We start from the raw sequence: 18430 nt of genomic DNA on the forward strand, positions 1-18430 counted from the left end.
TTAAATCGAAAGGAATCGATACATGTTTAAGGAACGACTAAAAAGGCTACTACAAGAAACGACCGATGCGTTGGCCCAGGCTTTTAGCGCCAATCAAACCCTCGCTGACGACTGGCAACGGTTGCCAACTCAGCAAGAGTACATGGCCAAGCACGAAGGCAGTGTGCTGGATGCTAGCGGTGTTGCTTGCCATCATTGCGGCTCTGGCGATATTGCTTATCGGCCATTGCAAAGTGCTAAAGGGCGGCGGCTTGTGCATTTTTGTACATCGTGCAAACGGGCGCTGTTCCGTAGCATGGCGGATTTTTAACGCTCCAACACTCGACCATGAACCATTAAGGCCAACAATGCTCACAGATCGCCAAACTCTCAGATACAGTCGTCATCTATTGCTTGAGCAAGTAGGAGAAGCGGGTCAGTTAAAGCTCAGCAATGCCAAAGTGTTGATTGTTGGGTTGGGGGGCTTGGGAAGTCCGGCGGCGTTATATCTGGCAGCTGCAGGGGTGGGCGAATTGCATTTGGTCGATCACGACACGGTCGAGCTGAGTAACTTACAACGACAAATTCTGTATCGGCTCAGCGATGTTAGCGAGGCCAAAGTTGACGCCGCCGAGCGCCAACTGACGGCGCTAAATGACGACCTTGAACTGGTGTTGCATGAAGCTCAAATCAACTCCAGCAATGCCGATGAACTAGTTGGTGATGTGGATCTGGTGCTCGATTGCACCGACAATTTTGCCGCTCGCCATGCCATTAATGCGGCGTGCCATTCGGCCCAAATACCGCTGGTGTCGGGCGCAGCCATTCGCCTTGAAGGTCAGCTCGCCGTATTTGATTTTCGTCAGACTGAGTCGCCCTGTTATGCCTGTTTATACCCTCAAACGGGCCAAGAGCCGCAGCTGAACTGTGCCAATTCAGGCGTGCTTGGCCCTGTGCTGGGCGTTATTGCCAGCATGCAAGCGCTTGCGGCCATCAAACTCATTGTTGGTTTGCCGGTGACGACTGCAAAGCTGGAATTATTTGATGGCTTGCACAGCCAGTGGCAACAGTTTGCGATAACCCCATCGAGCAGCTGCGCGGTGTGCTCACAGGGTTAGCCCGCAAATAGCCAAACTCCAACCCCTATCATCAGCGAGCCTGCAATACGGTTCATCAGACGGACATTGGTCGGGCGCAATAACAAATGGCGCAGAGTTTTGCCGCCACTGGCGTAGAGCAGCATACAGACCAATTCAAACACTAAAATGAGGCTAACTAACACCAGCAATTGTGGTGCTAGCGGTTGCGACTCGTTGACGAATGGCGGTAGCAATGCAATGTCAAATGCCCAACCTTTCGGATTGGCTACGGCGGTGAGGAAACCTTGGCTGAGCAAACTTTTTCGGCTGATTTGAGGCGGTACATCTAATTGCTCTGGAATAGCGAGTTTGCCGCGTGATCGCCACATTTGAACACCAACCCAAGCAAGATAGAGTGCGCCACAGGTTTTCATCACAATGAAAGCTTGTGGGTATTTCAGCACGACAGCTGCAACCCCAACCACGGCACTGGTAGAGACGAGGGCAACGCCCATCAGCTCGCCAATCATCATCCAGCCGGTGCGCTTGACGCCAATGGTCATGCCTAACGTCAGCGCCAGCGTCATACACATGCCTGGGGTAATCGAGACAAAGAAAAAGGTTGGAATAAATAAGGCGAGTGCTGCGGTATCCATGTTTAACAATGCTGGTAACTTAAACGACCCGCGCAGCTTACCACTTCAGCGAGGGAAGGTGCGATTGATGTTGCCTTGCTCGCATTCTCAAGCTTGTTGCCGTCGCCTTCGTAGACGTTGCTCTATGCTTGGTTAATCGAGGCTGCGCTGCTTTAAGCCAATTTCTAAAGCTCTTCCGCAAACGTATCCAATAATGAATCGTGCAGCAGAGTGTAATGCGCTGAGATGCCTTAACAATAAATGGGGCAGTTTGTGGGCGAGCAATGCGATCTTTTTACAGTGGCTTGCGTAACGACAGTGATCTGCTTAGGAATGAATATTAGAGGGTAATATGACGGATTTTTACGCCATTGAGGCGATTAGCAACAAAGGCGATACCATCTCCATGGGCCAATACAAAGGCCAAGTTCTGTTGATCGTTAACACGGCTTCAGCTTGTGGTTTCACGCCTCAGTATCAAGGGCTTCAGGCGCTCTATGAGACTTACGAAGCACAAGGATTTAAGGTGTTAGCATTTCCTTGTAATCAGTTTGGTAAACAAGAGGCTGGCGATGACGCTGAGATACGTCAGTTTTGCGATCTAAATTTCAATATCAGCTTTCCACTATTTCAAAAAATTGAAGTCAATGGCGCGGGAGCCCATCCCTTATACCAATTTTTGACCGATGCGAAGCGCGGCTTGCTGGGAAGCAAAGCAGTAAAATGGAACTTCACCAAGTTCTTGGTTGATCGCAATGGCAACGTCATGCAGCGGTACGCACCAACGACCAAGCCCGAAGAACTCGTGCCCGAGATCGAGGCTTTGCTGTAATCGGTTGAAAATGGTTGAACGAACCAAGCCGCGCTTACTTGCTTGTTTGCCTGAAGCGCAGCTTAGTATGCGGCGGCAGACGCTTAGTCGTCTGCTTTCAGCAGGGGCAGCCAACGCTTGCGCAGTTTAGCCAGTTTCGGTGGGATCACCGCGTTGCAATAAACTTGTTGCGGATTACGTGCAAAATAGTCTTGGTGATAGTTTTCGGCCGCATAGTAGTTATTTATTTCGGTGACTTCGGTAACGATTGGGGCATCGAAGTCAGCACTATGCTGGGAAATATAAGCTTCGGCTTGTTGTTGTTGCTGCTCACTGTGATAGAACACAGCTGAACGATACTGAGTGCCTACGTCTTCGCCTTGACGATTGAGAGTCGTGGGATCATGGCTGGTGAAGAAAACGTTCAGCAAATCTTCAAAGCCAATCTGGCTTTCGTCAAACTCAATTTGAATCACTTCGGCATGACCTGTTTGGCCGCTGCAGACTTGTTCGTAGGTAGGGTTTTGAGTGGTGCCGCCAGCATAGCCTGAGGCAATACCATGAACACCGCGAAGGCGCTTAAACACTGCTTCAACACACCAGAAGCAACCGCCCGCAAAAGTAGCCGTTTGCATAATCGAGCCTTATTCTTTAAAAAACAATGGGCTCAAGTGTAATGGAATTTTGGGGTAATTCGCAGCGGGTTTTAGCGGGTTGCTTGAAAGTCGCTCAACTCAAGGGTGACACGCTGAAGTTTGCGCAAGTGATCAAGAAGGCGTTCTCTACTAGGATCATCTTGTGCCACAGCATTCACAATATCTTCCGCTTGTGCGCATAATTGGTTTAAATTCTTACTTAGACTGACTAGTTCATTCACTGTCATGGCGATGGCCTCAATCCGTTGAGATGCTGTTTGGTGGCGAGTTGATCGAATCGAAACTATCAGGTCAACAGACCTCTCGTCAATTTTAAGTTGTTGGCAAAATCGGAGCGAGTTCGCAGCAACGGAGGCTCAAATTGAATAACCAAGTCGAAAATATAACCCCACATCACCGAGATTCGCTTCGCATCACCACGCTCTATGAGCTGATGATGATGTTGTTATCCATCGTGTCGGTGGTATTGGCGTTGTTGTTACTGATTAAAGACATGGATCCGGGCCTCTATCGATTGTTGAGAAGCTTTGATTTGATTGTCTGCGGGGTCTTCTTTCTGGCGTTCTGGACGGGCTTTTGGCGCGCTGAACACAAATGGGAGTACGCCAAATCCCATTGGTTTGATTTAGTGGCGGCCATTCCATTTAATGAGTCGTTGCGGCTGTTGCGCGTGGTACAGGTTTATCGCGTGATTCGAGTGCTTTACCTGTCCAAAGGTAAGTTTGAATTTAGCTTTGTGTCGCGCCTAAGTAATACAGTGGCAGGTTTGCTGTTGCTGGAGCTACTGGTTATTTTTGTCGGTTCGTTTGTTGTGTTTTACCTCGAAACGGGCCTTGCAAACGCCCCGATTACTGAACCAGATGAAGCAATTTGGTGGGCGTTAGTCACCGTGTCGACTGTTGGTTATGGTGACTTTTATCCCATTACCGAAGGAGGGCGACTGGCGGCAAGCGTCCTTATTGTCATTGGTGTGGGTAATTATGGTTTGTTATCGGGTTATTTTGCGCAGCAATTCTTGGGGCGGGATGAGGAAGAAGATGATCTTCGGCAAGCGGTGCTTGATACGCATGCCGAAGTAAAATCATTGCGTGCGGATCTAAAAGAGGTGCGTCAGCAACTCTCTGAATTGACCAAGCAACGGGATTAGACGGCGGTAAATTGGTTATGAATGGCGTCGTAATGATAGCCAATCATTGATAGTCGTTGCTGCAAGCCACCAGCGTCTATGTCATAGCAATCAGCTAAATCATCAACACTTGAACATTCGTGACGTAGCTTCATATTAATGATGCCAAGCAACATGCTAGGATCCATAGCGTTGTAATTTGACAAGTCCATAACCGACTCCTCTTAGTAAGGTTCTTTTTAAGGCTAGTCATCAGTTGCATCAATTGCATAAAAAACAACCAGAGGGATCTGGAGTCTTGTGATCAAGGTTAAGTCTGAATCAGCCATGCTCAACACCAAAGCCAATAAACGACAAATTGCCACCTACCGTTACCGCAACGCTCGCTACATTTTGTTTGAACGTTGTCAGGGCGAAGTTGCTCGTTTTGCGCGTTACCTACAGCAAAGTCATAGTTACGCGTCTGCCTATATTTCTGAGTCACCAACAAAGCGTATTGGCGACAAAGTAGCGCGGATGATGGAGCAGGCGTTTTCGTTGGAAACGAGTTGGTTGGATAGCGATCGCAGCCAACGCTGGGATCAGCGCTTGCGTGATGCGATTGGCGGCGGTGTGCATCCGCTCGACCAGCAACATCAAGATTCTCCCGAGCTTGATCATCAACGTTGGTTAAGTCAGCTGGCGGTGTTGCCGGAATCCGGCCCTCAGCTCATTCAAACGGGCTTTGCCTGTCAGCAGCGATTGGCACAAATTCAACAGCAAGTTGAGCAACTTAACCGGCTACAACGGGCGATTCTTGCCAAATCAACCCAGCTTTATGAACGTGACTTAGAGAGCCAGTTATTGGGGCTCGGTTATGTGGTGCAACCACCGTCACAAGAGCAAGGCGCGGTATTTCGAATTTGGCATGGCGACCCCGCCATTAAGCTGTGTTTGCAGTTGCGTGTGGCGTTGGCGTTTGAGCCGGTACTGCAATTAACGCCGTTGCCGCCTGCGGTAAAGGAAGTGATTGCGATTCCATTTGTTGAGCCCCATTCACATCAGCCGAGTTATATCTTTATGGCGGCAGACGCGCGCAGCAGCCGTTTTGATGCCAGCCGATTAAAGTGGATCGACAACGCGCTGTGGTTAATGGGTGTGGATGGCAGTAAACAACGGGACATGACCTCGGCACTTCGGCTCGACCCGTTGTTTCAGCAAGCTAACTAAATCAGCCGCCTAGTTTAGGGGCGTCAAAGTTGTTCGGCTCATCACTATAAACCGTCACATTCCAAGCCTCTGCTAAACCATCTTCGGCTAAGCATTGCTGTTCAAAAAACTGCTGAATGGCCGAGCGCTGGCAATGCGCCGCAAACACGTCGTGATTGGCCCAAATCTCGTTAAACACAATCGGATAATCACTCGTGCCGCCAGCAAACTCACTTTCGACCATGCGAGTGACTGTGTATTGAACGCAGCCATCTTCCCGCAGCGTGTCGGGTTCAAGTGCTTGAAGGACACGAAATAGGGCATCTTGCTGACCCGGTTTGGCTCGAAATTGAGCCAGGCAATATACTTTTGAAGACATGGTGTTCTCACAACAATCCGGCGGTTCGCCGGATTTAGATTATGGTGCGAGCGCTCTTGCGAGCGCCGGTTATTCGTTCAACGGCAACAGCAAACGTAGCTCTTCTAGGGTGTCTTTCGCCGTATCGAAGTCATACTTATCTAAATGCTGCGCCAGCAGGTTGATCTTACCCTGAATTTCGGTAGGAAATGCCTGCTCGGCCCATTGAGCCACAATATCTTGCGCATCAACATCAAAATCTTCAATCAAATCCGCTAACTGGTCGATTTGTTGCTGAATGACTTGAGTTGATGCTTGGGCTTGAGGAACGGCTGTTTCACCATGACTAAAGACGCCGCGGATCTCGTGAAGTACCTGTTCTAACGCTTGTTGCGTTAACTCAAGCTGAGTTTGGATTGTTTCGGTTTCTGCTTGTTTTGCGGTACTGAGTTCAAGGTTGTCTGCAAAAGCTTGTAATTCTATCGCGCCGATATTGCCGGCATTGCCTTTAAGCGTATGGGCAATGCGCGTTGCATCTGACCATGCGAGTTCGGCCCATGCATCGTTAAAGCGCGGGTAGAAATCACTTTGCCCTTCAACGAAACGCCGTAACAATTTTTGATATAGCTTGTCGTTGCCGTTACAAGTTTTGAGCCCTAACTTGGTATCAATATGAACAAATTTGAGCTCATCAGTTGGCGCAGCGGATAACTCAGAGAGGCTCTCCGAAGAGGTGTCGCTGGTCTCTGGGGGAATGACGTTACTTGGCGTAATCCATTTGGACATGGTGGTAAACATATCGCTGACTTTAATTGGTTTGGATATGTAGTCGTTCATGCCCGCGGTAATTACTTTTTCGCGGTCGCCCGACATCGCATTGGCGGTCATTGCGATAATGGCGATGTCTTTGTTGAATTCACGAATTTTTGCCGTGGCAGTGTAGCCATCCATGACCGGCATCTGAATGTCCATCAAAACGCCATCAAACTGCATTTTGCGCACTTTATCGACGGCAATTTCGCCATTTTCGGCCAGCTCAACTTGGATCTGCGCACTTTTTAATAAGTCGATAGCAAGCTCCTGATTAAGCTCGTTATCTTCTACCAGTAATACATGCGCGCCGGTTAATTTGCCTTGGCTAGCTGCATTTTCTTCCTGCCTCAATGCTGCGCGCTGAGTGACTTTGTACTCGCGCCCCATGATGGTTATCATGGCATCAAACACTGACGATGATGTGAGTGGTTTGCGGAGGAACTGATCGATGCCTCGGTCGCGCGCTTTTTCTTTATCGGCATCTTTGGCACTGGCTGACACCATAATAAAGCCGCGAAGCTTGTTGTCTGCGGCCTCTTTCAAGCGGATACAGGTTTCGATGCCGTCTAACCCTGGCATCTTCCAGTCAATCAGCGCCAAATCAAAGGTTCGTTGATCCTCTTCGATGAGCGCGATGGCTTGTGGCCCAGAGGATACTTTGGTGACATCGCAGCCCATCGACATCATGATGTTCGACAACACTTCAAGGGCGGATAGGTTGTCATCAACCAACAGCACGCGCAGGCCGTCTAAGTTGAGTTTTTCCAGTTCATCTAACTCGGCGGTTTGCTCGCTAATACCAAACCAGCCGGTGAAGACAAAATTACTACCATGACCGGCAATGCTATGTAGCCAAATCTCGCCGCCCATCAGCTCGACCAAACTCTTGCTGATGGTTAGGCCTAGACCGGTGCCACCATATTTGCGAGTGGTTGATGTGTCTGCTTGCGAGAACGACTGAAAGAGACGCGCTTGCTGCTCTGGTGTCATTCCAATGCCGGTATCTTTTACCGCAAACTCCAGCTTCACTTTGGATGGCAGTCGCTCGACAACTTTTACGCCAACAACCACTTCACCATGATCGGTAAATTTGACGGCGTTAGAGCCTAAGTTCAGTAAAATTTGGTGCAAACGCAAGGGGTCGCCGAGTAAGTGTTTGGGTACATCCGCCGCGATATCAAACAACAGCTCAAGTTGCTTCTCTTCCACTTTAAAGGTTAGTACGTTGGCTAAGCTTTCCATGGAATCATCGAGCCTGAAATCGATGGCTTCGATCTCTAATTTGCCCGCCTCTATTTTTGAAAAGTCGAGGATGTCATTGATGATCCCGAGGAGTGATTCGGCGGCATTGTGAGCTTTGGTGATGTAGTTATGGGCTCTGCTACTGAGTTCGGTTTGCAGGGCGAGGCTCGACATGCCGATGATGGCATTCATTGGCGTGCGAATTTCATGACTCATGTTGGCCAAAAAGTCGGATTTGGCTTGATTAGCATCGCGCAACGCTTGTGAGGCTTGATAGTCGGCTGACACATCACGAACGGAAATGATGGTGAGTAACTCATTGGATAGCTGAATCGGCGTGAGTGACGCTTCAACATACACGCGCTCACCGTGTAGCAGCTGAATTTGCAGCTCTTCGTCGCGCAATAAGTCTTGTGGTTTGGGGGCTAGCAGGTAATTGTCGATGGCTGAACGAACCAGCGACTGTTGCTCGGCGATAAAGAAATCAATGAACTGTCTGGTTTTGAGCTTCTCTTCAGACATGCCGATCAGGCCACAAGCCGCTTGGTTGGCTTGTTGAATTTCGCCTTGGTTGTTTTGGGTAAACATGGCCGTTGGCGCGCTATGAAGAATAAGCTGGGTATCTTTTTCGGACTGCTTTAATCGCTCCTGTTTGGCGTTCAGCTCTTGTGTCCGTTCATTCACCAAGTCTTCTAACTCAGCACGCGAACGCGTTGAAACTTCATGAGCGTGGCGCCCTACAACTAAGGTAAAGACAGTAATGGACACGATGGTCGTTAAGGTGATGAAGAGGGTAAATAACAGCAACTCTCGTACACCTTCGAAATCGTAAAGCACTTCCTCTAAGTCGATTTCTGCCACCACGCCAAACCCGAATTGCGGCAGCCAACGCCAAGAGCCGAGAACTTTTTCACCGCGATAATCGAGGTATTCATGGATATTTTTGTCGAACCGGCCCTTTTTACTGTCGCCTCCTAATATTTGTTTCGTCAGATCGGGAGCGACTTGGACTGACAGAATGGAGGTTGAGCTTCCGCTAAGTTCGCCGCGCTCTAACATCGCAGCTTCAAACCGACTGCGAGTTAGCATCCAGCCTTGTTGATTAACAGCATAGACTTCGCCGGTAGAGCCAATGTCGGACGAACCGAATGCTTTGGAAAAACCACGCCCAGGATCGATACGTAGCGCAAATACAGCAATGACCTTGCCCGTCGCATCGGGCACGGGGCTGAGAATAAACATGGTGGGCGGCAGTTGCTTGCCCTCAAGGTGTTCGGAGAAGAACACATCGGAACGAACCGGCGGTACTAATACTGTTTCACCACGCCAAGCTCGCGCCAAAAGTTGCGGTGCTTGCGTCACTAACAGGTTGCGATCGCCAATGTTGCTATCGCGCATCGACGCCACGTTAATGTTGTCTGGCCCAATGACAAAAAATCCGGTGGTCGAGGTCATGGTAAAGCGGCCAGATACATGCTGGCGGACTTTCTTTAATACCGGCGAATCAAGTAAAAATCGACGACTGTTAACTTGGCCGCTTTGGGTATCGCCAACGGTTGCTAGCTGATTGAGAATTTGTGCGTAGATGGAGAAATCAGCATTTAACAGTAGGTTGAGGTTAACCTGCTTTTCGTTCATCCACTCAATCAGAATGGTTTCGGCACCGTCCTGAGCAATGTCCATTTGTTCTTGATAAGTTTCGTAAGCACTTTGCCGTAAATTATGCAGCGCTAACGCAATTGATGCGGCAAACGCGAGACAGATCAGTAAGATGACAACGCCGAACGTACGTCGATACTTCGCTTGACCAAAGAAGCTACTCATCTGATTGGTTCGGTAAAGCTGCAGCACCATTGCGGCAATAACAAGGCCAATGACACCGAACATGGACAGCACCCAAACGCGATTTTGAGTTCGACGTTCGCCTGACATCGCATCTTGATCATCTTCTTCGAATACCGAATCGGCCACATCTAAATCTTCGGAATACCAATTGCCTCGCAACTCATCCATGCGAGCTTCGCCAATTTTCGCCATGCCCCAATCGATTAATCGAGCCAGCTCTGGATAGTCTTTCCGAACACACATGTTATTGGGCTCGGGAGGCGTATCAGGAAAAGGCACAAATTTCACGGTAGTCAGTTGGCCTGATTTAGCCCAGTAGTTGGCGCTGGATTGGTAGGTGAGAAATACGTCCAAATCACCGTTGGCGACTTGAATAATCCCTTGTTCATAATCCGCTGTGGTAATGAGCTTCGCATCAAAATCAAAATGGTTCAGGTAACGTCTCAGCGCCGTGTCTTGTATAGCGCCAATCACATGAGCTTTAGACCAGTTATCGATGTCGGCAAGATAGGCGGCTTTGGTATTGACAATAAAGCCGGGTATTTGATGCATTACCGGTTGAGTAAAAGCGAAATGACTCTCTCGTGCTGATGTTCTGGCACAAACTGCTAGCACATCTTGTTCGCCACTTTTTAACGTGGCGATTTGTCGATCCCAGCTCTTCGGCGGTAAGGGGACAAAGCGAACTGGCAGCACTTCGTTTAATGCTTTGTACAAATCGCTGGCATAGCCAGAATGCGAACCTTGTTCGTTAATAAAATCATCTGGGCGGAGACTTAATGATGGACTGTAGTGAATTGCGGCATGACGACTGGCCCATTCGCGCAGATCTTCAGGTAGCGGCTGGCTGTCATTTGCCGTTGCTCCTCCGATCATGCCCCAGCACAAGCTTAAAAGTAGGAATACTTGCTGTGCCCAGCGACAGTGATGCTGCAAAGCCATAGTCATTCTCGCGTTAAATTCAACGAGTTAAGAATAGTTCATCCCTCATATTCGCCAGTTTTTCTTCTGCGCCATATCAAACTTTTAGCTTGTTATGGCGATGCTGGTAATTTTTCCACCTTTGCTACACTTGAAACCCGTACAGCGATAAAAATAATAGTGAGAGCATCAAGTTACCGAACTTGTTGGGTTTAAATCTCATGAAAGGTGAACAACGATGTTAAGCAAGCGATTGGTGCAGATTTTTGCGGTGTTTCTAACGATACAACCGCTGTTATCAATGCCCGGATTTGCAACAGAAGAGCCCGAACAAATGACCATAGTGCGGATGACGCCGAAGCAATCTGAGGCCGATGCATCGCATAGTTATTTAGTGGAGTTGTTGCGAATCGCGCTAGCAGAAACAGAGCCCGAATTTGGCCCCGCCAAAATTGAGTTCATGCCCATTTCGTTGAACCAAGGGCTGATCTTACATTTGATGGATGTGGGCGACATTCTTGATGTAGTGGCATCAGCGCCAACCCACCAGCGCGAAATTCAATTCCGAGCCGCCCGCGTGCCCCTTTTGATGGGCTTGCTGGGTTATCGCATGATGCTGATCAAACCGGAAGACCAAGATAAATTTGCCAATATCGAATCGCCAGAGGAGCTGAAGCAGTTACGCGCTTGCCAAGGGTCCTTTTGGCCTGATGCCGATATTCTTGAGCAAGAAGGGTATCGGGTGGTTCGGGCCGATGAATTTGCCACGCTATTTGAATTGTTACTGGATGGCCAGTGCGATTATTTCCCGCGGGCGATTACCGAAGGCTATGGTGAGTTAACTGCTCACAATGCTGCACACCCCGACCGCCCTGTGGTTGCCTTCGATGACATTCTGCTGCATTACGTGGTGCCATTTTATTTCTTCTCTAGCCATCAAAACTATGAGCTGGCAGCGCGACTACAGTTGGGGTTGGAGCGGGGCATTGCGAAAGGCACGATTCGTCAATTGATGGAACAGCATCAAGTGACCCGCGTGGCGTTTCCGCTGGAGCGTTGGCAGCAGACCACCGTGTTTGAAGTGCCTAACCATGATTTACCTAAATCCACGCCGTTGTATCGCAAAGAGCTTTGGCTCGAGTTACCGGTTAAAGAGCGGATCCGGTAGCTAACAGATGTTGGTTCGGGGGATCGTTTTAGCATTGCTTTTGGTGACCAATTTGGCGCGGGCAGACAGCCGCCCGTCGAGTGCGTTGGAAGATGATTTTTGGCAACAAATTGCAGATAAGCACTCGTTTGCTTTTCAACTGGCGCATATGCAGCGCTTTCGCGAACGCAAAGATGAAACCGGTGCGAGCAATGATTATCACGATGATCTTAATCACGGTACATCGCAATTGGTAATGAACTTCAAGTCAGGCTGGTTGCATGATTATGTAGGGTTTAATTTCAGCGCCTTTGCCGCCGCAGACGTTACTTCTGATGATGATTTGCCGCGCAATATTGAAAACGAATTTGCGTTCGCGGGTAACAAGTGGTCACGCGAAAATACCCACTCGGCTGAGAACGGCGCAAGTATCTCCCGCGCAGTCTTAAAATTACGTTCGGCCGCTCATCATGTGCGCTTGAAAGCGGGTATTGCGCCCATGAATGTGCCCGGCATTTTTGGTGTGAACTGGTCCTTTCAGCCGGGCAGTTATCGTGGCGTCCAGATTAAATATACCCCGCAGGACTGGGCAGTTACTTATGCTTGGGCCGATCAGTACAAGGCGCCTTGGTATAAGCAAACGCAGCATTTTTCCAAACGCAATGCGTGGGATGAAACACCTGCCGCTGGCGATAACCGGATTGACTTTATTCATGGCGTGGCGGTGCGCTATCAACCGGAGGCCGCTTCTTATCAATTGCAATTTGGTTATGGTCGAGCCAAGGATTATCTGCAGGCTTACCATTTCAAGTGGTCTTGGCAACTGCCCGTTGAAGATGGCTTGAGCTTGAGCTACCTGTTTTATGGTACCGACTCTGATAATGACACGGGCTTTGATTTGTACCAGGGAATGGCGTGGCAACAGGGAATTAGGGCGTTGTTGAACGTTAACCGCTGGACGTTTCGCGCCGAATTGATGAACAACAAAGCTGAAGGGTTAGGAACGTATTTACCGCGTATGACACGCGGCTATGCGAATTCACAGGGCTCTAATGAATTTTGGTGGGATAGTCGCTCGGACTGGAATAATGACGGAGAAACCGCTGTGTTTGCCGGTGTTTGGTATGAACTCCCGCAGCAATCAGGCCTGTGGCAGCTCGGCGCATCTACTGCCTATGGTTGGGGAGCAACGCGCTGGGTTGAACAGCAGCAAGACCATGCTGCTAGCACCGGAGAAGAAAGCGCTTGGAACCTCGATCTTGCCTACAGCGTGCGCCACGGCATGTTGCACGGCTTGTCGATGAAACTTCATTACACGCACTATAGGAATCATCAAGATCACTTGGGAAGCTTTTATTATGCCAATATGTTTACGTCAGAACGCGACGTCAAGCTAACCATGACAATCCCCTTTACTTAGAACTGGTTGGAATCATTGTTCCACTGCCAACTAGGCGTTAACATGGAGTTATTAAAATGTTGCTAAAAGCCGTGAATGTCGGCAGGTCTTACCCATAGTGAGAATCGACTAGTGTTAAAGAAATACACGATTATAAGCTTGATGATCTTGCTGTGGATTCCCATTGACGGGCTTGCTTTGCTGTCTCTTCACTCGCTTGAGCGGGTGATCTGGAGTGCCGAGGCAGGTTATTTGTTTGCCATCTGTATTTACTTTGGCTGGCGCGGTGTGTTGCTGAGTTTTGTCGCTGCGGGTCTGAGTAATTTTTTCTGGAAACAGATCGACTATGGGCCGGTGTTTGAAATTACTTCGCAAAGCCCGGCAGATGTCACGATCACCAGCACTTTTTTATTGGTGGCCATCGTTGGGGTGGTGACCATGGTGTTTCACCGTTTTTTTCGGTCTTTACCGTCGAATAAAGCTTACATTCAAGTTGTTCCGGCCATGATTGCGGCGTTGATAGCATCTTTCTTAATGGCGTATTCGGTGTTTGGTGTTTGGCGCGTACTCGAAGGCGTGAACATTGAATACACCGGCCTCACGCCGCCCATGCTGGCGATGGCATCGTTTGCCGGTATTGTCAGTTTGTCGGGCATGTTTTGCCTGTCCTTTGCGCATTTCAATTTGGAAAAACAGCTAGGTTGGCCGCGAAAGTTAGTTTTATCGCGTTGTTCAGAGCCCAACAACATACCAAGTTATTTGTTGTTTCTGGTGGTTGTTCAACTAGTCGTTGCCGGATTATTTTTTGCCGGAAACTCCTCAGACAACGATATTTGGCACATGATGGCTGGATTAATCATCGTCGCCGGTGTGATGGTGATTTCAATCCGTTATTCCGAGCTTCAGACGGCAATTGCTGGCGCTGTTCTAGTGAGCCTATTGGCGATCATGGAGCACTCGTCATTGGGCAATTCGGTCAGTGATTCCATCGAGATATTTATGCCGTTGCTGGCCATTTCGGTCTATATGCTTCGGTTGATCCCACAAATGCTCCATGAACAAGTGCGATTGCGGCAACGCGCAGACTCCGATCCATTAACCCATCTGCTAAATCGCAGGGGCTTCACCGCAGTGGCGAACATCGAATTAGAGCGGGCTTATCGGTACAAGCGGCCATTAGCCGTGTTGATACTGGATATTGATCACTTCAAAAATGTTAACGACACCCACGGTCATGCTTGCGGTGATGTGGTGATTAAGCTGGTGGCTCGTTGCATGTTACGAGGGTTACGCTCAGAAGCGATTGCTGGTCGCTGGGGCGGGGAAGAATTCGTGGTGATTTTGCCTGAAAGTGACGATGAAGCGGCGCGAGTTTGCGCTGAGCGGATCCGCCAGCTTATTGGTAACGAGAAAGCCCAATTTGAAACCGGCTCGGTGAACGTGACGGCAAGCGCTGGTGTCGCCATGGCTGAGTCTGGCGAAACCCTAGAACAAATTCTCAATCGTGCCGACCAAGCCCTGTATCGCGCTAAACAACAAGGTCGAGACCGTGTCATTGTGGCGCCAAAGCCAGTTACCGCAAATGAAAGTTAGCGTTAAGCCTTAATCTATTCGCGATGATCATAAAAAAGGCCAAGCAGTGCTTGGCCTTTTGTTTGGTCGCTATTTTGGGGCTAGCGTAACGTCACGAATTCCTCGGCTGACGTTGGGTGAATGGCCACACAGGCATCAAAGTCTGCTTTGGTAGCGCCCATTTTTATGGCTACGCCAAAGCCTTGTAAAATCTCATCCATGCCCAGTCCAATACCGTGCAAGCCCACGACTTTTTCGTTTTCACCGGCACATATGAGTTTCATGCGAGTGATTTGGCGGTGGCTGGTAACGGCCGTGTACATAGCGCCAAAACTAGAGTTATAGACTTTCACTTGTTCCTCGCCATATTCGGCGATGGCTTCGGGCTCGGTCATTCCCATGGTACCAATGGTGGGGTGACTGAAGACCACGGTCGGGATCAAGCTGTAGTCCATGACAAGCTGATCTTGGCCGTTGAACAGGCGCTCTGACAAGATTCGACCAGCTTTCACCGCTACAGGCGTGAGCTCAACATAACCGATATTGTCGCCAACGGCATAAATGCCAGACGCGCTGGTTTGGTGATGCTCATCGACTTTGATATAGCCGCGCGCGTCAGTTTCAACGCCAACTTTATCTAAACCGATAGTGTCGGTTGCAGGTTCGCGGCCAATCGCCCAAATCAAGCAATCAACGGTAATGCCTTCGCCATTTTCAAACTCAATGGTAAGGCTGCCATCATCATGTTTTTCAACCGATTTAGGGATGCTGTGAGTGTGCAGCGTTGGACCATCTTCCGCCATCAGTTCTACTAATGTTTCGCTCAACATTGGGTCGAAGTTCCGCAACGGCGCATGTTTACGAACGGCTAAGTGCGTGACCGAGCCGAGCGAGTGCATCACTCCTGCGAGTTCAACGGCAATGTAACCCGCACCAACCACGCAAACGCGTTTAGGTTGCTCTTGCAGCGCAAAGAAGCCGTTTGAGTCGATACCGTGCTCCGCACCCGGAACGTTGGGAATGGTTGGTCGACCGCCGGTGGCAATAAGAATGTGTGGCGCGGTGTACAGTTCGCCGTTCACTTCCACCGTGTTGGCATCAACAAACTTACCAAAGCCGTTAATGACATCAATGCCGTTGTTGCCTAATACCCGATCGTAAGAGCCGTGAATGCGCTTAATATAAGCGTCGCGGCTTTTGATCATGGTTTGCCAGTCAAATTTGTTGAGGCTGACATCAAACCCATAGTCGGCTGCGTATTTATGAATGGCGTCGGCAACTTGAGCACCAAACCACATCGCTTTTTTCGGCACGCAACCTACGTTTACACAGGTGCCACCCACGTGTTGTGCTTCGATAAGCGCAACTTTTTGGCCATGCATAGCCGCTCGGTTAGCTGACGCAATGCCGCCGGAGCCAGCGCCAATACAGATATAATCGTATGTTTTCATCAGGGTATCTCGTTCTAATCAATGCACAGCAGTGTGCCAGATGCCCCGTTACGATAAAAGAGCTATTGAATTGGCAATGTGCTGTCTCCATATCAAGGTTATAGCGCGTTGCAACTCTTGCCGCCACCGAATGAATGTCACCGAATCAACGAGAGTATCGATGAATCAAGCCAATCCCTTATTAGAACAAGCCGAGCTGCCGCCATTCTCTGCCATTAAAGCAGCGCACATCCAACCCGCTGTTGAGTCGGCGATTGATCACTGTAAGTCGGTCATTGAGCAGGTGTTGGCACAGCCCGATTTAACCAGCTGGCAGGCGTTAGTTGCGCCGCTAGAAGAAGCGGATGACAGGCTTAGTAAATTGTGGTCGCCAGTGAGCCACTTGAATAGTGTGCTGAATACATCGGAATGGCGCGAAGCCCATGATGCCTGTTTGCCCGCATTGTCGGCCTACAGCACTTTTGTTGGCCAGCACCAAGGCTTATTCAAAGCCTACCAAGCATTTGCCGAAGGGCCAGAATACAGCACACTGACCCAAGCCCAACGCCAAACCATAGATAACAGCTTGCGCGATTTTCGCTTGTCGGGCATTGATTTGTCGGCTGACAAACAGCAGCGCTACGGTGAAATTAAAGCGCGCATGGCCGATTTGTCCTCGCAATTCAGCAACAACTTATTGGATGCGACAAACGCGTGGCAGAAGCACATTACCGATGTCTCGGCGTTAGCTGGCTTACCGCAATCAGCAATTGATGCAGCGCAGCAGGCTGCCGCGAGTAAAGAACTCGAAGGCTATTTGCTGACGTTGGAATTCCCAAGCTACATCGCTGTGATGACCTATGCCGACGATGCTGAATTGCGCCGCGAAGTCTATACCGCTTTTTGCACCCGCGCGTCCGATCAAGGTCCAAATGCTGGTGAGTGGGACAATGCCGGATTGATGAAAGAGCTGGTCGCGCTGCGCGCAGAGCTCGCGCAATTACTAGGTTTTGATAGCTATGCGGAGCTGTCTTTAAGTACCAAAATGGCGGAGACGCCTGATCAGGTGCTCAAATTCCTTAATGATTTGGCGCAGCGCTCCATGGCGCAAGGCAAGCAAGAAATTGCTGAATTGACCGAGTATGCCAATCAAACCCATGGCGTGAACGAGCTCAATGTCTGGGATCTGACTTATTACGCTGAAAAGTTGAAGCAAGCCAAATTCGCCATCAGTGATGAGATTTTGCGGCCTTACTTCCCCGAGCATCGCGTGGTCAATGGCTTATTTGAAGTCGTCAATCGCTTGTTTGGCATGCGTGTAGAAGAGCAACAAGATGTTGATAAATACCATGATGACGTGCGCTTCTTCCATATTTACGACGCCGATGATGTGCTCCGCGGCAGTTTCTATCTAGATTTGTATGCCCGCGAAAATAAACGAGGCGGCGCCTGGATGGATGAATGCCGGGTACGCCGCCAGCGCGATGATGGTTTGCAGTTGCCGGTGGCTTATTTAACGTGCAATTTCAACAAGCCAATTGGTGACAAACCGGCCCTATTTACGCACGATGAAGTTGTGACTTTGTTCCATGAATTTGGCCACGGCATTCATCACATGCTGACCCAAGTTGATGTGGCGAGTGTGTCAGGCATTAACGGGGTGGCATGGGATGCCGTTGAGTTACCGAGTCAGTTTTTGGAAAACTGGTGTTGGCAGCCGGAAGCCTTGAATTTCATTTCCGGTCACTACGAAAGTGGCGAGCCGTTGCCGGCAGATCTATTGCAACGACTAATTGATGGTCGTAATTTTCAATCGGCACTGGGCATGATGCGTCAGCTCGAGTTTTCTCTGTTTGACTTCGAATTGCATTTATCGGCAGGAGATGTCGCTGAGGTGTTGGCTTCTGTACGCGAACGCGTTGCAGTTATTCAGCCGCCTGAATTCAATCGTTTTCAGAATACCTTCGGCCATATCTTTGCTGGTGGTTACGCGGCGGGTTACTACAGCTATAAGTGGGCTGAAGTGTTATCGGCCGATGCATTCGATAAGTTCGAGCAAGATGGCATTTTCAACCGAGAGACCGGTCAGGCTTTCTTAACTGCGATTTTGGAGCAGGGCGGATCAAAACCACCAATGGAATTGTTTAAAGCATTCCGAGGCCGCGAACCCGACATTCAGCCACTGTTGCGTCATAGCGGTATCACGGGCTGATCTGCAACGTTTAAATC

At 49.5% G+C, this 18430-nt stretch carries 16 protein-coding genes; 9 read left to right on the top strand and 7 right to left on the bottom strand.

Annotation, left to right across the window (positions count from 1 at the left end; genetic code table 11):
* Nucleotides 1-22: 22 nt before the first annotated feature.
* Nucleotides 23-310, top strand: coding sequence for a hypothetical protein (locus K0504_RS14490; RefSeq protein ID WP_220104866.1), 288 nt, complete (start codon nt 23-25; stop codon nt 308-310).
* Between the two features lie 37 nt (nt 311-347).
* A complete protein-coding gene (locus tag K0504_RS14495; protein WP_220104867.1) occupies nt 348-1097 on the top strand; it encodes a HesA/MoeB/ThiF family protein in 750 nt (249 codons plus the stop codon).
* Here K0504_RS14495 and K0504_RS14500 read toward each other — a convergent pair.
* Nucleotides 1094-1714, bottom strand: a complete 621-nt coding sequence (locus K0504_RS14500) for a LysE family translocator (RefSeq protein WP_220104868.1) — start codon at nt 1712-1714, stop codon at nt 1094-1096. The genes K0504_RS14495 and K0504_RS14500 overlap by 4 nt on opposite strands.
* Nucleotides 1715-2045: 331 nt before the next feature.
* Here K0504_RS14500 and K0504_RS14505 point away from each other — a divergent pair, with 331 nt between their 5' ends.
* On the top strand, nt 2046-2525 hold the full coding sequence (locus K0504_RS14505) for a glutathione peroxidase (protein ID WP_220104869.1): 480 nt from the start codon (nt 2046-2048) through the stop codon (nt 2523-2525).
* Nucleotides 2526-2608: 83 nt separating this feature from the next.
* Here the strand turns inward: K0504_RS14505 and msrA are convergent, their stop codons facing one another.
* Both msrA and K0504_RS14515 read right to left on the bottom strand, forming a co-directional pair.
* Entirely contained in the window at nt 2609-3139 is a 531-nt protein-coding gene (msrA, locus tag K0504_RS14510; protein ID WP_220104870.1) for a peptide-methionine (S)-S-oxide reductase MsrA, read from the bottom strand.
* A 71-nt stretch (nt 3140-3210) separates the two neighbouring features.
* Nucleotides 3211-3387 carry a hypothetical protein gene (locus tag K0504_RS14515; protein WP_220104871.1) on the bottom strand — a complete coding sequence of 59 codons (177 nt, stop codon included), beginning with the start codon at nt 3385-3387 and terminating at the stop codon, nt 3211-3213.
* A gap of 134 nt (nt 3388-3521) precedes the next feature.
* On the opposite strand from K0504_RS14515, the gene K0504_RS14520 reads away from it, so the two are divergent.
* The gene (locus tag K0504_RS14520) at nt 3522-4307 is read left to right on the top strand and encodes a potassium channel family protein (RefSeq protein ID WP_220104872.1); all 786 of its coding nucleotides are present in this window, start codon (nt 3522-3524) and stop codon (nt 4305-4307) included.
* On the opposite strand, the gene K0504_RS14525 is transcribed toward K0504_RS14520, so the two are convergent.
* The gene (locus tag K0504_RS14525; RefSeq protein ID WP_191146427.1) at nt 4304-4498 is read right to left on the bottom strand and encodes a DUF4250 domain-containing protein; all 195 of its coding nucleotides are present in this window, start codon (nt 4496-4498) and stop codon (nt 4304-4306) included. The two genes, K0504_RS14520 and K0504_RS14525, sit on opposite strands and share 4 nt — an antisense overlap.
* Nucleotides 4499-4586: 88 nt before the next feature.
* On the opposite strand from K0504_RS14525, the gene K0504_RS14530 reads away from it, so the two are divergent.
* Complete coding sequence (locus K0504_RS14530) at nt 4587-5495, top strand: hypothetical protein (RefSeq protein WP_220104873.1); 909 nt, start codon at nt 4587-4589, stop codon at nt 5493-5495.
* A 1-nt stretch (nt 5496) separates the two neighbouring features.
* Here K0504_RS14530 and K0504_RS14535 read toward each other — a convergent pair whose 3' ends face one another.
* Both K0504_RS14535 and K0504_RS14540 read right to left on the bottom strand, forming a co-directional pair.
* Nucleotides 5497-5853: a putative quinol monooxygenase gene (locus K0504_RS14535; RefSeq protein WP_220104874.1), complete on the bottom strand. Its 357-nt coding sequence runs from the start codon at nt 5851-5853 to the stop codon at nt 5497-5499.
* Between the two features lie 69 nt (nt 5854-5922).
* Entirely contained in the window at nt 5923-10674 is a 4752-nt protein-coding gene (locus K0504_RS14540) for a response regulator (protein ID WP_220104875.1), read from the bottom strand.
* Nucleotides 10675-10891: 217 nt separating this feature from the next.
* Between K0504_RS14540 and K0504_RS14545 the strand changes: the two genes are divergently transcribed.
* The 3 genes from K0504_RS14545 (at nt 10892) to K0504_RS14555 (ending at nt 14792) form a co-directional block, all read left to right on the top strand.
* Nucleotides 10892-11821 (top strand): transporter substrate-binding domain-containing protein, encoded by a 930-nt coding sequence (locus K0504_RS14545; protein WP_220104876.1) that lies wholly within the window; start codon nt 10892-10894, stop codon nt 11819-11821.
* Nucleotides 11822-11864: 43 nt separating this feature from the next.
* Entirely contained in the window at nt 11865-13220 is a 1356-nt protein-coding gene (locus tag K0504_RS14550) for an OprD family outer membrane porin (protein ID WP_220104877.1), read from the top strand.
* 141 nt (nt 13221-13361) lie between these two features.
* Complete coding sequence (locus K0504_RS14555) at nt 13362-14792, top strand: GGDEF domain-containing protein (protein ID WP_220104878.1); 1431 nt, start codon at nt 13362-13364, stop codon at nt 14790-14792.
* 80 nt (nt 14793-14872) lie between these two features.
* On the opposite strand, the gene gorA is transcribed toward K0504_RS14555, so the two are convergent.
* On the bottom strand, nt 14873-16222 hold the full coding sequence (gene gorA, locus K0504_RS14560; RefSeq protein ID WP_220104879.1) for a glutathione-disulfide reductase: 1350 nt from the start codon (nt 16220-16222) through the stop codon (nt 14873-14875).
* 160 nt (nt 16223-16382) lie between these two features.
* Here gorA and prlC point away from each other — a divergent pair, with 160 nt between their 5' ends.
* Nucleotides 16383-18413 carry an oligopeptidase A gene (gene prlC, locus K0504_RS14565; protein WP_220104880.1) on the top strand — a complete coding sequence of 677 codons (2031 nt, stop codon included), beginning with the start codon at nt 16383-16385 and terminating at the stop codon, nt 18411-18413.
* Nucleotides 18414-18430 lie beyond the last annotated feature (17 nt).

Source organism: Neiella holothuriorum (assembly GCF_019457915.1).
In the GTDB taxonomy this organism is placed as follows: domain Bacteria; phylum Pseudomonadota; class Gammaproteobacteria; order Enterobacterales; family Neiellaceae; genus Neiella; species Neiella holothuriorum.

Bases quoted from the DNA above. Each gene is read 5' to 3' on its own strand.
- K0504_RS14500 (WP_220104868.1), bottom strand. From the start codon at position 1,714: ATGGATACCGCAGCACTCGCCTTATTTATTCCAACCTTTTTCTTTGTC.
- K0504_RS14555 (WP_220104878.1), top strand. From the start codon at position 13,362: ATGATCTTGCTGTGGATTCCCATTGACGGGCTTGCTTTGCTGTCTCTT.
- K0504_RS14505 (WP_220104869.1), top strand. From the start codon at position 2,046: ATGACGGATTTTTACGCCATTGAGGCGATTAGCAACAAAGGCGATACC.
- K0504_RS14495 (WP_220104867.1), top strand. From the start codon at position 348: ATGCTCACAGATCGCCAAACTCTCAGATACAGTCGTCATCTATTGCTT.
- K0504_RS14515 (WP_220104871.1), bottom strand. From the start codon at position 3,387: ATGACAGTGAATGAACTAGTCAGTCTAAGTAAGAATTTAAACCAATTA.
- K0504_RS14490 (WP_220104866.1), top strand. From the start codon at position 23: ATGTTTAAGGAACGACTAAAAAGGCTACTACAAGAAACGACCGATGCG.
- K0504_RS14545 (WP_220104876.1), top strand. From the start codon at position 10,892: ATGTTAAGCAAGCGATTGGTGCAGATTTTTGCGGTGTTTCTAACGATA.
- msrA (WP_220104870.1), bottom strand. From the start codon at position 3,139: ATGCAAACGGCTACTTTTGCGGGCGGTTGCTTCTGGTGTGTTGAAGCA.
- K0504_RS14535 (WP_220104874.1), bottom strand. From the start codon at position 5,853: ATGTCTTCAAAAGTATATTGCCTGGCTCAATTTCGAGCCAAACCGGGT.
- gorA (WP_220104879.1), bottom strand. From the start codon at position 16,222: ATGAAAACATACGATTATATCTGTATTGGCGCTGGCTCCGGCGGCATT.
- K0504_RS14540 (WP_220104875.1), bottom strand. From the start codon at position 10,674: ATGGCTTTGCAGCATCACTGTCGCTGGGCACAGCAAGTATTCCTACTT.
- prlC (WP_220104880.1), top strand. From the start codon at position 16,383: ATGAATCAAGCCAATCCCTTATTAGAACAAGCCGAGCTGCCGCCATTC.
- K0504_RS14525 (WP_191146427.1), bottom strand. From the start codon at position 4,498: ATGGACTTGTCAAATTACAACGCTATGGATCCTAGCATGTTGCTTGGC.